The sequence below is a fragment of the Kitasatospora sp. NPDC087315 genome (assembly GCF_044744345.1).
GTDB lineage: Bacteria > Actinomycetota > Actinomycetes > Streptomycetales > Streptomycetaceae > Kitasatospora.
In genome coordinates this window covers 167,869-181,634 of sequence record NZ_JBIUYD010000012.1, presented here as the reverse complement: position 1 = coordinate 181,634, position 13,766 = coordinate 167,869, and the positions used below count along the sequence as shown (strand labels likewise).

The window sequence follows — 13,766 nt, the reverse complement described above, 5'->3', positions numbered from 1 at the left end:
CGCGGGGCAAAGCTCAGTAGCTGGGCAGGACGACCTCTGGGACATCGGCCGGCACCTCCCCCAGGGCCTCGATCCACTCTTCCTGGGAGCCCTTGAAGGCGATCCGCGGGTTGATCCGGTGCAGCCCGTTGGAGATCCGCCACAGCAGGCCGAGCTCGGCGAGCCGGTTGAGCGCCGGCGAGATGTTGCTCTTGCTGGTTCCCAGCCGCTCCGCGATGTCGTCAAGGGTGAGGGTGACGAAGCCGCCGTCGGTCATCTCCCCCAGCACGGTGTGCCACACGTCGTACTGCAGGGTGGTGAGCCGGTACAGCGGCAGGGCTCGGGAGAGGTCCTGCGCGGTGAACACGCTGCCCTCGGTGGTCAGGAAGGTCTCCGTGCCCGGTTCCTGGTCGGCGGCCATCACATCGACTCCAGCTTCGGTCGGCGGGTGCGGCGGGGCGGGCGCACCGCGCCACGGGGCCTCCCGCGGAGCAGAGTTGAGGTTCTACCACAGCGAACCGCATGTGGTCTGTACCAATTCGGTACGAGGCCGCATCATGCCTGACGGTTCGACAGTTCGGTCGGACGGCGGGCCGTCTGTGTCCGTCCGGGCCGATTCTCTGCCCGGACGGACGCCCGGCGACCGGGCCGCGGACAGCCCCGCCCCCGATCCGGCCGGGGCTGTCCGCGGGGGTCAGGTCAGCTCGGGGCGCTCATACAGAGGTTCCACTGGGTGGTGGCGAAGGCCACGCCGCCGGACCAGTAGTTGACGTTCCATGCCGCCTCGCACTGCTCGTACTGCGAGTGCGAGACCACGTGGGAGTACGGCGGAGGCGCCGGCGTGCCGCCCTAGTCGGCGTTCGCCGGGGCGGCGGCGGCCATGGCCAGCAGCGGGGCCAGCACGGCCACGGCGGCGGCCGCGGTGGCCGGTCGACGGATTCGCATGGTGGTGGACTCTCCTTCGAAGGTGGCCGACGCGTCCCGGAGCCGTCGGCGGATCACGGGAAGGCCGGCTCGGTCGGGACGAGGACGGGCTCGGACGGGACGAGGACGGGCTCGGACGGGACGAGGACGGGCTCGGACGGGACGAAGTTCACGTCACCGGGGAAGAAGATCTGCGCGCCGCGCACGAGGGCGGCCGGCGCGCTGAGACAGACCTTCAGCTGGGTCAGCGCGAACGGCATGCCGCCGACCCAGTAGTTGACGTTGTACGAAGCCATGCACTGGTCGCGCCGGGTGAGCTGCAGCATCGAGGGGTTCGGGGGAAGGACGTCGAACCCGGGGGCGGGCGCCTGCGCGACGTTGATGGGCCCCGGCTGGGTAGCGGGCCCCTGCGCGGCGTGAGCGGTTCCGGCGGCCAGGGCCAGCAGCGGGGCCAGCACGGCGACGGTGGCCGCCGCGGCGACCGGTCGGCGAAGACTCATGGGAAGAACCCTCCTCGGGGGGAACGGAATCGCCGGCGCGCGGCACCTGCCTTCGGTGGCCGACGCCGTGGTCCGAATCCTCGCGGCAGTGGCCGGTGCGGCAACATCCCATGTTTCTGGTCCGTTTCCCGGCGCGACGCGTCGGGAAACGGGGCCTCGGTGATCCGCAGTCATTTGACTGATGCCGCCGCCCGCCCCGCCCGGGCAGTCTCGTGCTGCGGCGGGCCGGACCGGGCCCGCCGCGCACGAGCACTGTCCCCGCCTGGAAAGCGAGTTCCACCGTGGCCCTGAAGTCCTTCAAGCCGGCGACCGCCATCGCGGGCGCGCTCGCCGGGGCGGCGCTGTTCCTCACGGCGGCGCCGGCGTCCGCTGCGGACCCGCCCGACGACGGCTGCCCGGCCTGGGCGCTCTGCCCCTACCAGGACGGCGGCGGCGCGGGGTCGAAGGCGATCGTCGTCCCGCCGGCGGCCGGCGGCAACGGCGAGATCGTGCGCCTCACCAAGGTCCACTTCCTGAACGGGACCCTGGCCAACGACCAGGTGTCCTCCTGGCTGAACAACTCCCAGTGCCAGGTGGAGTTCTGGGACGACCCCTACAGCGAGCTGCACCCGTCCCAGCTCGACTTCACCCCGACCTGGAACTGGGGTGCGAAGGGCGACTACGGCTTCAACACCCCCGACCACCACCTCAACGACCGCCTGTCGGCCGTGCGCTTCTGGTGCCCGTAGCACCCGCCCGCGTCCCGACGCCCCCGGCCCCCGTCCCCGCGAGGTACCGGGGGCGTTCCCGTGCGCCCTCCCGGTGCGCCCTCCCCGGCCCGGGAGCACCACGACGACACCGAAACGAGATCCCATGAAACGCCTACGCCCGGCGGCCGCGCTGCTCGCCGGCCTGCTGCTTCCGCTCGCCCTCCCCGCGCCCTCCACCGCCGCCCTCCCCGCGCTCTCCACCGCCGCCCCCGCCGCGGACGCCCCGGCCGCCGCCGTGACGGCCGGTCCCGGCGCGGAAAAGCCGGACCTGACCTCCGCCAACCGCACGAGCCCGCCCGCCGGCATGCCCGACTGGTCGCGCGTGGGATTCCGCGGCGGCCGACCGCTGCCCGGTGGCGGCGACCTGACCGGAAACGCCGCCTGCCGCATCACCCCGGACCGGCTCGCCTCGCAGTACGGCGTGCGGGCGGACGACGGCGCCGACGACACCACCGGCCCGCAGAAGGCCGTCGACGACATCAAGGCCGCCTGCTCGCCGGACGCCAACTTCGACAGCCTCTCGCTGATCTCCCTCCCGGCCGGCCGGATCGACGTCTCCCGGCAGATCTACGTCGACGCCGACTACCTCGTCCTGCGCGGCCAGGGTTCGGGCACCGGCGGCACCCGGCTGGTGTTCCGCCCCGACGCCGACACCCGCTACGACACCCTGGTCAACGGCCGCTGGGACCAGGACAGCCTGAAGGCCGGCAGCGACGTCGGCACCGGCGGCTGGATCCGGCCCGGGCGCGGCATGTTCCGCGTCCAGACCCGGGACATCGCCGAGCGCTACCAGGACGACTGGGCGGCCGCCCCCGCCAACCGCAAGGACATCTTCGAGCGCAGCGTCAACCAGCACTGGGCCTCCGGCATCAAGGTCGCCGCCAAGGCGGCCGACGGCCGGATCGTGCTGGCCGTCGACGTGAGCAACTGGCTCCGCCCCGACGCCCCCACCAGCGATGACCGGCTCTTCTGTCACGTCCACGGACGCGGCGACCGCAAAACGGACGAGCTCGTTCCCGGCTGGCCGTACTCCTTCGTCGCCGCCCTGGAGACAGGCCGCACCTCCTGGGTCGCGCTGCTGGACGCCGTGCGCCTCGGGCCGGCCGACGACGCAACCGCCGTCACCGCCGCCCAACTGCGCGATGTCGTCGAGCGGTTGAAACAGGCCGAACAGTGGCAGCCGGGCGACCCGGAGATCCTGATCATGACGGACTCGGGCTACGACGTCGCCTACCTCTCCCACGCTCTCGTGGACCTTCCGATCATGCTGGTCGGGCGCCTGCGCTCGGACCGCGTCATGCTCCGCGACGCGGGCCCCGCACGCTCCACCCCGAAAGGCGGGCACCCACGTCGGCACGGTGGCGTCCTCACCTTCACGAAGCCCGAGAGCACGAAGCCCGAGAGCTGGCATCGGCCCGAGGTCACCACGGTCACGGACACCACCCGTTACGGCACCGCGGAGGCAATCGCGTAGGACCGGATGCACCCCAGGCTCACCCACCGCGGCCCCTGGCTGAACAACACCGAGGAGGAACTGCCCATCTTCCACGGTACGTTGGTGCGGTTGAAGGTCGAGCGCCTGCCGGGCGACCGGGACCCGAAACCGGTCTGGCTGTGGTGCTCGGCCACCGCTGCCACCGGCGCCGAAGTGGACTGCTGGTGGCAGTCGTTCCTGCGCAGATTCGACCTGGAACACACCTTCCGCCTGATGAAGCAGAGGCTCGGCTGGACCGCCCCGAAGATCCGCCACGCCGACAGCGCCGACCTGTGGACCTGGCTCATCATCGCCGCCCACACCCAACTCCGTCCTGCCCGACCGCTGGCCGAGGACCTCCGCCGCCCCTGGGAGCGGCCCGCCGAGCCCCGCCGCCTCACCCCCGCCCGGGTGCGGCGGGGGTTTCGCAACATCCGCCCGACCACCGCTCGCCCAGCAGCGGCACCGAAACCGTCCCGGCCAGGCCCGGGACGGCCTCCCGGCTCGAAGAACAAGCAACGGGCCGCACGTCACGACGTCGAAAAGACGGTCAAACGCGCCGAGTCGATCAAGGAACACCAAGCCCGACGAGGATGAATTCCAAGCCGAGGCCGCGCCCCTCCCGGGCCCCTGCTTCCCGCCCTCGTCGAGCGTGTGCTTGACGAGGGCGTTCGCGTGCCCGTGGCCGATCCCGTGCTCCGCCTTCAGCCAGGCGACCAGCTCCATGTGCCGGGTCAGCGGGGAGGAGCGGATCAGCTCCTTCCAGTGCGCGACCGGCTGCCCGTACTTCTGCTCGATGGACGGGAAGTAGCTGGCGGGACCCTTGGCGGCGGGGGTGGCGGTCATGGTGGGGCTCTCCTTCGTTCGTTGTTCACAGGACCGGACGCGGCGCGGAAACTCATCGGCCGCCGAATGTGATCCCGGTCACAATTCAGAGCCCCGGGGGTCGGCCCGGACGGGGGTGCGAATCGGCCAGTCCGTCCGGTTCGCCGGCCTGCGCGGCAGCGGGCGGACCTCCCGGCCCGTGGTGCGGCGGAGTGGCTGGAAATCGTGTGTCATATGAACTGTGACATTGTTCTGACGCGCGGTCGGTGACAGGATCCACGCCAATCTCCTTCCTTCAGCCCGATCCCGCGTCGGGCTGCCCCCACTCGACGAAGGATTCGGCGTGCTCCTGCGCACCAGACTCTCCATGCTCGCGGCAGGCGTCGTCGCCTGTTGCGCCACGGCCACCGCCGTGCTGCCGGCCCAGGCCTTCGCGGCACCCCCTGCCGCCGTCGCCGGGCCGGCCCCCGCCGCCTCCGCAGGCCCGGCCGGCCTGACGGCCCCGGCCGCCACGACGGGGTCCGAGGCCCCCGCCGCGCCCACCGCCCCGCTGCCCCCGGCGCTGATCGGCGCGACGCGCCTGGACGAACCGGCCGCCGCGGCCGGGGCGGGCGCCCCCGCCCTGTCCAAGTCCCTCGCCGCACAGAGCTGCACCCCGGCCGACTTCGCGGCCCGCACCGGTGCCGAGCTGGTCACGTTCGTCAAGAACTCGACCACGGACTGCATCAAGTCGCTGTACACCAGCGGCAGCGCCGACCCGGGCATCTTCCGGCAGGCCCGGATGCTGTCCGTCGCGGACGCCCTCAAGAGCCTGGCGGCCGGCTACACCGGCGACAACTCGACCGGTATCGCGCAGCTGGTGAAGTACCTGCAGGTGGGCTACTACATCCAGTTCTACTACCCGGATGCGGCCGGCCCGTACACCGGCGAGCTCGCCACCGCCGTCAGCTCCGCCCTGGACACGCTCTTCGCCGGCACCCGCTGGCGCGACGTCACCGAGGACAACGGCCGCATCCTCAAGGAGGTGGTGTGGCTCACCGACAGCGCCAACCTCCAGGCCCGTTACGCGGGCGTCTACAAGCGGATACTGGACGGGTACGACAACTCGTACAACGCGTTCCCGCAGATGATCAGCGCGGTCAACTCCGTGCTGTTCTACCCGCTCTGGGGCGGCTACCGGAACGCGGACTTCGTCCGGTCGCTGGCGGCCGATCCGGCCCTGATCACCTCGCTCGCCGACTTCGCGGTCAACCACCGGGACCTGCTCAACGGTCCCAACGCCGTCCTCGACACCAACGCGGGCAACGACCTGGCCCGGTTCGCCGGTGCGAGCCCCACCGCCGAGGCCGTGGCCAAGCCGCTGGTGAAGAAGGTGCTGGACTCCGCGCCGCTCCTCACGCCCTACGCGCCGCTGTACGTGTACACGGCCGTCCAGGCGGCCTACTACAACAACGGCCAGTGCTCCTACTACGGCATCTGCGACCTGCGCGCCAAGCTCACCTCCGTGGTGCTGCCGAACCAGCTGGTCTGCGACAACCGCACCCTCCAGGCCCAGGCCCTGTCGGCCGCCGAACTGGCCACCGTGTGCGAGAGCCTGCGCAAGCAGGACGGGTACTTCCAGAGCGTGGTCAAGCACAACGGGCCCATCCCGAACCAGTACGCCAAGACCGTCACCTTCGGGATCTTCGCCAACAAGACCGACTACACCACCTACTCGTGGGCGATCTTCGGCAACGGCACCGACAACGGCGGCCAGACCGTCATGGACGCGACCGACCCGAAAAAGCAGGCCGTGACCGTGATGTACCAGAAGGCCTGGAACGTCAACGACCCCGCGCGGGTGTGGAACCTCAACCACGAGTACACCCACTACCTCGACAGCATCTACGACATGAAGGGCAACTACGACCTCCAGATGTCCGTCCCGGACCTCTGGTGGGTCGAGGGCATCGCCGAGTACGTCTCGCACACCTACCGCGGCGCCACCGACACCGACGCCATGGCCCAGGCGGCCAAGCACACCTACAAGCTCAGCACCCTCTTCCAGAGCACCTACGGCAACTCGGACTCGACCCGCACCTACCCGTGGGGCTACCTGGCCGTCCGGTACATGCTGGAGAAGCACCCGGCCGACGTCCAGGCCATGCTGGCGCGGTTCCGCGCCGGTGACTACCCCGGCGGCTACGCGGTCTACAACAACGTCGGCACCTCGTACGACGCCGACTTCGACGCCTGGCTCGACGCCTGCGCCGCCGGCGCCTGCTACGCCGCCGGCCCGAACGCCCTGTTCGACACCACGGTGAACGGCGCGACCGTCAGCGTCAGCGAGCGGTCCGTGCAGACCGGCCCGGGCCGGATCACCTCCTGGCGCTGGAACTTCGGCGACGGCACCTACTCGGACGAGCGCAACCCGAGCCACACCTACGCGCAGGCCGGCAGCTACACCGTCACCCTGACCGCCACCGACGACACCGGCCGGGCCGGCACCACCGCGGCCACGGTCACCGTGACCTCCGGCGGCCCGGTCACCCTGCCGAACTGCACCGAGCCGCGCAACGACGCGATGGGCAAGAACTGCTCGCGCAGCGGCCGCGCCGCGACCGCCGGCAACTCCGACTACCTGTACGTCTACCTGCCGGCCGGCACCACCACGCTGAAGGTCACCACCTCCGGCGGCACCGGTACCGCGCACCTCTACTACAACGCCGACACCTGGGCCTCGCCGAAGGCCTTCACCGCCTCCTCCACCGGCAGCGGCACCACCCAGTCCCTCACCGTCACCAACCCGACGGCCGGCTACCGCTACCTCAGCCTGTACGCCGTCACCGACTTCAGCGGCGTCACGGTCAGCACCCAGTACTGACCGCCCGACCAGCACTACTGGCGCCCGGCCGGGACTCCCCGGCCGGGCGCTCCGCACGCCCGGAACCGCCGGTCACGCCCTAGCATCGGCGGATGACCGACGAGAACCGCGACTGGAAGTCCGACCGCATCGGCAGCGCACTGCGGGGCCGGAACCCCACCGGCATCCGGCGCCTGGACGCCGGGTTCGCGGTGGCCGGGGACGGGCAGTTCCTGCCCGGGTACACGATCCTGCTCACCGACCGGCCGGGGGTGCAAGGGCTCTCCGACCTGCCCCGGCCCCGCCGGATCGCCTACCTGGAGGACCTCGACCGCCTCGGCGAGGCCGTCGAGCGGGCCTGCCGGGCGGCCGACCCGGCCCACGCCCTCACCGCCGCCCACGACCCGATCCGGACCGCCATCGGCGCGGAGCTGGATGCGCTGAGGTAAAGGCCGGTGGTGCAGACCACTCGTTCTCGTGAATCCGCTGACCGGGGCTGGGACGGGAGGCCAACTCGAGCCTACGCTGCGGGACATGGACATCGCCATCGTGCTCTTCGACGACTTCGAGCCGCTCGACGCGATCGGCCCCTACCAGGTGCTCGGCTACCTGCCGGGGGCCGCCGTGCGGTTCGTGGCGGCGGGGAAGACGGGGCCGGTGGCCGACAGCATCGGGGGGATGCGGCTGGACGTGCCCGCCCGGTACACGGACGTCGAGGCGTGCGACGTGCTGCTCGTCCCGGGCGGGCACGGCACCCGGCCGCTGATGGACGACCAGGCGTTCCTCGACTGGCTGCGCCGGACGCACGCGACCACCCGGTTCACCGCCTCCGTGTGCACCGGCGCGCTGCTGCTCGGGGCCGCCGGCCTGCTCGACGGCCTCGCCGCCACCACGCACTGGGCGGCCGCCGGCGAGCTGGCCGGGTTCGGTGCCGCCTACACCCCCGAACGGGTGGTGCGCCGGGACCGGATCGTCACCGCGGCTGGCATCTCCGCCGGGATCGACATGGCGCTCCACCTCGCCGCCCTCCTCACCGACGAGACCACCGCCCGGGCGATCCAGCTGCACGCCGAGTACGACCCCCGGCCGCCCTTCGACAGCGGCTCCTGGGCGAAGGCCTCGCCCGCCGTGCGGGAGCGGATCAAGGAGCTCGGGTAACCGCCGGCGGCCCCGGGTGCAGGAAGGACTCCAGGGCGGCGGCCAGGGCGACCGGCGTCTCGTGCATCGGGTAGTGGCCGGAGGCGGGCAGCTGTTCCACCTCGGCGTTGGGGTAGTGGACGAGGAAGGTGCCGCGCATCGCGTCGGCGGTCAGCAGGAGGTCGTGCTCGCCCACGAACACCCGCACCGGCACGGGGTTGCCGGCGATCCGGTCCACCAGGTCGGCGGTGGTCCAGTCCCGCACGTAGCCGCCGAAGGCCTCCCGGGTGGACAGCTCCAGCGAGCTGTCCACCATCCGGTCCAGCCAGACCCGGCCGGCCCGCCGCCCGGTCACCCGGTCCAGGATCTCGTACCGCTTCGCCCGGTCCTCGGCCGCGCCGTAGAACAGCGCCTCGCCCTCCGCGTCCATCGGGTACGGGCCGGCCGGGACGGGCGCCAGCCCGGCCAGCTTCCGCACCCGGTGCGGCGCCCGGGCGAGCACCTGCTGGACGGCCTTGCCGCCCATCGAGTGCCCGACCAGCGAGAACTCCGGCCAGCCGAGCTGGTCGGCCAGCGCGAGCGCGTCGTCCGCGATCTCGGCCAGCGTGTAGGCGCCGGGCACGTCCTTGCGCTCGCCGTAGCCCCGGTAGTCGAGGAACGCGTAACAGAAGGCGGAGCCGTCCAGGTAGTCCGGGAACGGGCCCCAGCCGGCGCTGGTGCCGAACCAGTCGTGCAGGACCAGCACCTTGTGGGCGCCGGTGCCGACCAAACGGTGGGGGATCGTCATGCGGGGCTTGATGCCCGTTGCGGGTGATCCCCGAACCCGGCGCACCCCCGGCAGCCCCACCTCGGCATCGACGTCCCCGATCTGGCCGCCGCCGATTCGGTCTGGGAGCCCCTCGCCCCGCTGGCACCCGTCGCCGTGGCCGGGCAGACGACCGCGGGCGAGCCGGGCGGCGCCGCCGTTTTGGGGGCGCCGGCCGACGCCCTGGTGGAGACCCTCAGCCTGGCGGCCGTCGCCGAGGCGATCGAGGACACCGTCCAGCGTGGGCTCGGGGTGTCCCACGCGTTTTTCCAGCCTGTGCTGTAGCTGTTCGGGATGTCCGTGGTGCCTGTGACCACGGACATCCCGTGCTCGTTTGCCGACCGGCGTCGTGGTGTTCGCCATGTCCAGGTAGGTCGGCACGGAGGCAACATGGCACGCAGGCTGTCGCTCGGTCAGCTCAGGGTGCAGGAGATCATCCATCGGGACGGACGGCGGTCGTACACGATCGTCCAGCCGGCCGGTGGCGTACATGCGGGGGCCGAGCGGTTCCTGTCCCAGTACGCGGGCACCGGGTCGGACCGGCCGTACGCGTACCTGCTCGTTGACCATCTGCGGTGGTTGGAGCACGAGGGCTTGGTCCCGGAGAGCGTCGGTTTCCGGGATCTGGAGCGGTATATGGGTGCGGTCGGGGCGAAGGTCGCCGCTCCGCTGAGGTCGCCGTGGCGGGTTGGCAAGCGCCCCTATAGCAACAGCGCGCTGTCCTCGGCGGCGTCGTGCCTGAAGGGCTTCTACCTGCGCCAGGCCGAGCTGGGTATCAACACTGCGCTGGCCGAGGTACTCGACAAACGGCGGATGCCGACCAAGCAGGATCGGGACCGCGCTCTGTTGGGGCACATCACGAAAGACATGGCGGCGAACCCGCTGGCTCCGCGGAGAATCCGCCGTCGGCACCCGAAGATGCTGCCTGACGGCGCCCGCGGCTTGCTGCTGTCGGCGGTGAACTCGGCCCGCGACCGGCTGGTTGTCGACTGGCTGAGCGACGGCGGTTTCCGCATCGGAGAGCTGTGCGGTCTGCATTTGTGCGATCTCCACCTGCGTGAAGGCGCCAGCTGCGGCGAGTGCAGCGGTCCGCACGTCCACGTCTGTCACCGCGAAGGCCTGTTCAACGGCGCCCGGGCGAAGACGAAGCGGCCCTGGGAGCTGGAGGACGGCACGATCCGGGGCGGGCTCATCAAGCGGGTCAGCCCGGCAATGATCCACGCCTACTTCGACTACCTCACGGGTGAGTACCCCCGCGGCGCGTCCCACGGGATGCTGCTGGTCCAGCAGCAGGGACCAGACCGGGGGCTGCCCTGGGCTCCGGAAGGCGCCCGCAAGATGATCGGCAGGGCTGCGGCCCGAGCGGGCCTGGGCAAGGTCCGCCCCCACGCGTTTCGTCATTCCTTCGCGAATGCGGTTCTCGACGCCTCGGACGGCAACCTGGTGGTGGCCCGGGATGCCGGCGGCTGGGCTTCCACGCAGGTGGTCGACGAGATCTACGCCCACCTGGACGTCAACGATCCCGTCTTCAATGCCGCGCTGCTGATGGCGTGGGGTGAGTGAGGATGGAATCGACGTCACCGCTCCGCGTGCTGGCCGACCCGGTCCGTGCCCGTCGCACTCGCGACAGGCTTGAAGTGCTGACCGCTCTGCTCGGCGGCCCGTCGGTCGATTCGCTCTACCGCCACTCCGTGATCAAAATTCCCCCGGACCACTCCGTCTATGGCTGGGCCTGCAAGGTCGCCAGCTGCGGAAACGTCCAAAAGTCACACAGAGACATTTGCAGTCCCCACGAGAGGGAATGGCTGCGCGCGCAGCGTGAAGGTGTCACGCGTCGGGTCTTCCTCAACGAGGCTGGGCCGGCCGAGGTCCGGCGGCCCGACCCTGCGGCGGGCACACTAGACCTCCGGAGCCTGCCGCCTCTGACCAGGGCCGAGTTTCAGTGGGGATTGTTCACCCATACACAGCAGGCATCCCGCTACGACTGGCACGCGAGCGAACTCCGCGCCTTCGTTCGTCTCATCCAGGACCACCGTGTCGCGTCGCTGGTCGATCTCTCGGCGGCCGACGAGCACGTGCCCACCCGTTTCGCCAGCGTCCTGCGCGAGATTTCCGCCGAATTGCGGATCGTTTACTTCACCCCGGAGGAGACCAAGGAGGCCGGATACATCGAGACCGAGCACTTTGGGGTTCGCTTCCACCGCTCCCGCAGCGACTTCGATCTCACGCAGGTCTCCCAGCGATGGCTGCGTGACCTTCTCTGGGAGCACCTCGCCGACCGGCTCCGATCGCCCCAGGGGCCAGCGCGCAGAGGGGGCCTGCTCCGCCACGACCGCCGCGCCTGCACCGAACTGAGCGCTTTCCTCGAAGCAGTGGCGCCGGATGGTGGACACGCACCGGCGCTCCTCACCGAGGAGCACATGCGTCGATTCGTCGCCGACCACAACAAGCGCGTTCGGGAGGGCCTGCCGTCCCTGGCCATCCAGCTGGCGAACGGGGAGCCGTCCGTCGTCACGGGTCACACCCGCCGGTTCACCTTCAGCCACGCTCGCGCGATCTTGAGGAACGCACTGGACAGCGGCGAGGCCGAGCGGATCGGCCTGCCGCGGGCGTTCATCACCGCGCTGCCCTACGCGAAGAACCCGGTTGGAGGCAGACGCAACCCGTTTCCCGACGATGTCGCCCAAGCCCTGTCCGACGAGGAGAACCTGCAGCAGTTGGCGGACCGATACGATCCCGGCGACCTCGGCATCCGGGATGCCTGGGAAGCCCTGGTGTTCACCGGCCGACGCTGCACGGAGGTACTGGACCTGCGGCTCGAATGCGTCAGCCGTCACGGTGGGCTGCCCCTCCTTTGGCATGACCAGACGAAAGTCGGCAACTACGGGGAGGCGATCCGGATCCCCGAACGGCTCTACCTGCGCATCACGGAGCGGCAGTTGACGACCATCGCACGCTTTGAGGACCGCCACGGCCGCCCGCCCACACCGGCCGAGAAGAAGCTGATGGCGTTGTTCCCCACGCGCGATCGCAACCCGCACGGCCGGGACTCGATCGCCTACACCACATTCCGTGACCGGTTCCGGCAGTGGATCGGCGAACTCGATCTCGGGACGTGTGTTCCCCACCAGGCCCGACACACGCTGGCCACCAATCTGCTCCGGCACGGCGCGGGCCTACACCACATCAAGCAGTACCTTGGCCATGTCTCCAGCCGTATGGCCGAGCACTACGCGCGAGTCGCCTCCTCCGAGATCGAGGACGTACTGCATCACGTCTGGGTCGCCGGCCCGGGCTCCGCACACCCGGGCAAGCTCCTCTCCTCGCCCAGCCAGGGCATGAGCCGCGAGGCCGCCCGCGCGATGGCGATTGATCTATCCCGTCGCAGCACCCCCGCCGAGGGCGGGCTCTGCACTTTCCAGCCGGTCGTTCGCGGCGACGCCTGCCCTTGGGAGCTGAACTGCGAAGGGTGCGACAAGTTTGTCATGTCCGGCGCCGACCTTCTCTACTGGCGCCGGAAACGCGAGCAATGGAGATCGCTCGCGGAGCGGGCCCCGGACGACGCCACCGCCGACTACCTGCACCAAGTCTTCGAGCCGACGTCCCAAGCCATCGACGGTCTGGAGAGGGCGCTTGCAGCAATCGGCCTGCTCGACCAAGCGCTCGCCATGGACCTGCGGCGCCCACAGGACTACTTCCAACGGCTGTGGAGCATCGTGTTTCGCGCTTCCGACCTCGCCGCAGAAGAACAAGACGACGACCCAGACCAGCCACCGGAGGGCTCCGAATGACCCAGGCGCTACCTGCCCCGCGCACTGCACAGGCACTCAAGGCCCGCCGGCAGCGGACCGAGGACAGCCTCCGCCGGATCAAGGACGCGGTCGTTCGCATGGAGAACACCAAGATCCCCATCACGGTCTCGGCCGTTGCCCGGCACGCGGACGTCTCCCGCACCTTCCTCTACGAACACCCACAGGCCCGGACGCTGGTGGAGGAAGGAACCCGCCGGGCAGCCGGCCGCCGGATCCAGGAGCGCCACGACGAACTCGCAGAACGCGAGGCCTCCTGGCGGGAACGGGCCCTGAACACCGAGGACGCACTCAAGGTGACCCAGGACGAAGTCCTGAACCAGCGTGCACAGATCGCCGAACTCCTCGGTCAAGTCCGTGACTTGCAGACGGAATGGACCGAAGACGACATCGTGCGGATCACCACGGAGAACTCCATTCTCAAAAAGCGTGTCCGCGAACTGGAGCAGGAGAACCGGCGAGCGACTGACCGGCTGGCTGCTGCCCGAGACAACATCCGCTTCGCCGACAAACGCATCGCCGACCTCGAAGCCCAACTGCTCGAAGACGGACAACCGTCGCCCAGGGAGACCTGATCGAGTGAGTCACAGCGAGTCCGTAACCACGTCCCGGACATGTTCGCTATGTTCTTGCCCAGGTCACAGCCCCTCCAGGGACGCCCCTGGCTGGAAAAACGCGTGGGACACCGCTGACCTGGTCCTGCCGGTGCGCGCGGTCGTCGA

10 protein-coding genes and 3 pseudogenes are annotated in these 13,766 nt (G+C 70.5%); 9 read left to right on the top strand and 4 right to left on the bottom strand.

Annotation, left to right across the window (positions count from 1 at the left end; all coding sequences use genetic code 11):
* Window positions 1-13: 13 nt before the first annotated feature.
* On the bottom strand, window positions 14-400 hold the full coding sequence (locus ACIO5D_RS19400; RefSeq protein ID WP_400796580.1) for a MarR family transcriptional regulator: 387 nt from the start codon (window positions 398-400) through the stop codon (window positions 14-16).
* Between the two features lie 577 nt (window positions 401-977).
* On the bottom strand, window positions 978-1,403 hold the full coding sequence (locus ACIO5D_RS19395) for a hypothetical protein (RefSeq protein ID WP_400796578.1): 426 nt from the start codon (window positions 1,401-1,403) through the stop codon (window positions 978-980).
* 281 nt (window positions 1,404-1,684) lie between these two features.
* Here ACIO5D_RS19395 and ACIO5D_RS19390 point away from each other — a divergent pair, with 281 nt between their 5' ends.
* The gene (locus ACIO5D_RS19390) at window positions 1,685-2,131 is read left to right on the top strand and encodes a peptidase inhibitor family I36 protein (protein WP_400796575.1); all 447 of its coding nucleotides are present in this window, start codon (window positions 1,685-1,687) and stop codon (window positions 2,129-2,131) included.
* A gap of 904 nt (window positions 2,132-3,035) precedes the next feature.
* Window positions 3,036-4,223 (top strand): annotated as a pseudogene (locus ACIO5D_RS19385) (NF041680 family putative transposase); the annotation flags it as partial.
* A gap of 42 nt (window positions 4,224-4,265) precedes the next feature.
* Here ACIO5D_RS19385 and ACIO5D_RS19380 read toward each other — a convergent pair.
* Window positions 4,266-4,472 (bottom strand): annotated as a pseudogene (locus tag ACIO5D_RS19380) (DUF4287 domain-containing protein); the annotation flags it as partial.
* 322 nt (window positions 4,473-4,794) lie between these two features.
* Here ACIO5D_RS19380 and ACIO5D_RS19375 point away from each other — a divergent pair.
* From ACIO5D_RS19375 to ACIO5D_RS19365, 3 genes and pseudogenes are all read left to right on the top strand, one after another.
* Window positions 4,795-7,314, top strand: coding sequence for a collagenase (locus ACIO5D_RS19375; protein ID WP_400796572.1), 2,520 nt, complete (start codon window positions 4,795-4,797; stop codon window positions 7,312-7,314).
* Between the two features lie 92 nt (window positions 7,315-7,406).
* Window positions 7,407-7,673 (top strand): annotated as a pseudogene (locus ACIO5D_RS19370) (diadenosine tetraphosphate hydrolase); the annotation flags it as partial.
* 154 nt (window positions 7,674-7,827) lie between these two features.
* Window positions 7,828-8,451, top strand: coding sequence for a DJ-1/PfpI family protein (locus ACIO5D_RS19365; protein ID WP_400764118.1), 624 nt, complete (start codon window positions 7,828-7,830; stop codon window positions 8,449-8,451).
* On the opposite strand, the gene ACIO5D_RS19360 is transcribed toward ACIO5D_RS19365, so the two are convergent.
* Complete coding sequence (locus ACIO5D_RS19360) at window positions 8,435-9,217, bottom strand: alpha/beta fold hydrolase (RefSeq protein ID WP_400796569.1); 783 nt, start codon at window positions 9,215-9,217, stop codon at window positions 8,435-8,437. The genes ACIO5D_RS19365 and ACIO5D_RS19360 overlap by 17 nt on opposite strands.
* A gap of 135 nt (window positions 9,218-9,352) precedes the next feature.
* On the opposite strand from ACIO5D_RS19360, the gene ACIO5D_RS19355 reads away from it, so the two are divergent.
* From ACIO5D_RS19355 to ACIO5D_RS19340, 4 genes are all read left to right on the top strand, one after another.
* Complete coding sequence (locus ACIO5D_RS19355; protein ID WP_400796566.1) at window positions 9,353-9,520, top strand: hypothetical protein; 168 nt, start codon at window positions 9,353-9,355, stop codon at window positions 9,518-9,520.
* A gap of 105 nt (window positions 9,521-9,625) precedes the next feature.
* Window positions 9,626-10,798: a tyrosine-type recombinase/integrase gene (locus tag ACIO5D_RS19350; protein ID WP_400796563.1), complete on the top strand. Its 1,173-nt coding sequence runs from the start codon at window positions 9,626-9,628 to the stop codon at window positions 10,796-10,798.
* A 2-nt stretch (window positions 10,799-10,800) separates the two neighbouring features.
* Window positions 10,801-13,026 (top strand): tyrosine-type recombinase/integrase, encoded by a 2,226-nt coding sequence (locus ACIO5D_RS19345; RefSeq protein ID WP_400796560.1) that lies wholly within the window; start codon window positions 10,801-10,803, stop codon window positions 13,024-13,026.
* Window positions 13,023-13,619, top strand: a complete 597-nt coding sequence (locus ACIO5D_RS19340; protein WP_400796557.1) for a DUF6262 family protein — start codon at window positions 13,023-13,025, stop codon at window positions 13,617-13,619. Before ACIO5D_RS19345 ends, ACIO5D_RS19340 begins: the two co-directional genes overlap by 4 nt.
* Window positions 13,620-13,766: the final 147 nt, after the last annotated feature.

Coding starts and splice junctions, on each gene's coding strand:
- ACIO5D_RS19400 (WP_400796580.1), bottom strand. CDS start 400: ATGGCCGCCGACCAGGAACCGGGCACGGAGACCTTCCTGACCACCGAG.
- ACIO5D_RS19395 (WP_400796578.1), bottom strand. CDS start 1,403: ATGAGTCTTCGCCGACCGGTCGCCGCGGCGGCCACCGTCGCCGTGCTG.
- ACIO5D_RS19365 (WP_400764118.1), top strand. CDS start 7,828: ATGGACATCGCCATCGTGCTCTTCGACGACTTCGAGCCGCTCGACGCG.
- ACIO5D_RS19360 (WP_400796569.1), bottom strand. CDS start 9,217: ATGACGATCCCCCACCGTTTGGTCGGCACCGGCGCCCACAAGGTGCTG.
- ACIO5D_RS19350 (WP_400796563.1), top strand. CDS start 9,626: ATGGCACGCAGGCTGTCGCTCGGTCAGCTCAGGGTGCAGGAGATCATC.
- ACIO5D_RS19345 (WP_400796560.1), top strand. CDS start 10,801: ATGGAATCGACGTCACCGCTCCGCGTGCTGGCCGACCCGGTCCGTGCC.
- ACIO5D_RS19340 (WP_400796557.1), top strand. CDS start 13,023: ATGACCCAGGCGCTACCTGCCCCGCGCACTGCACAGGCACTCAAGGCC.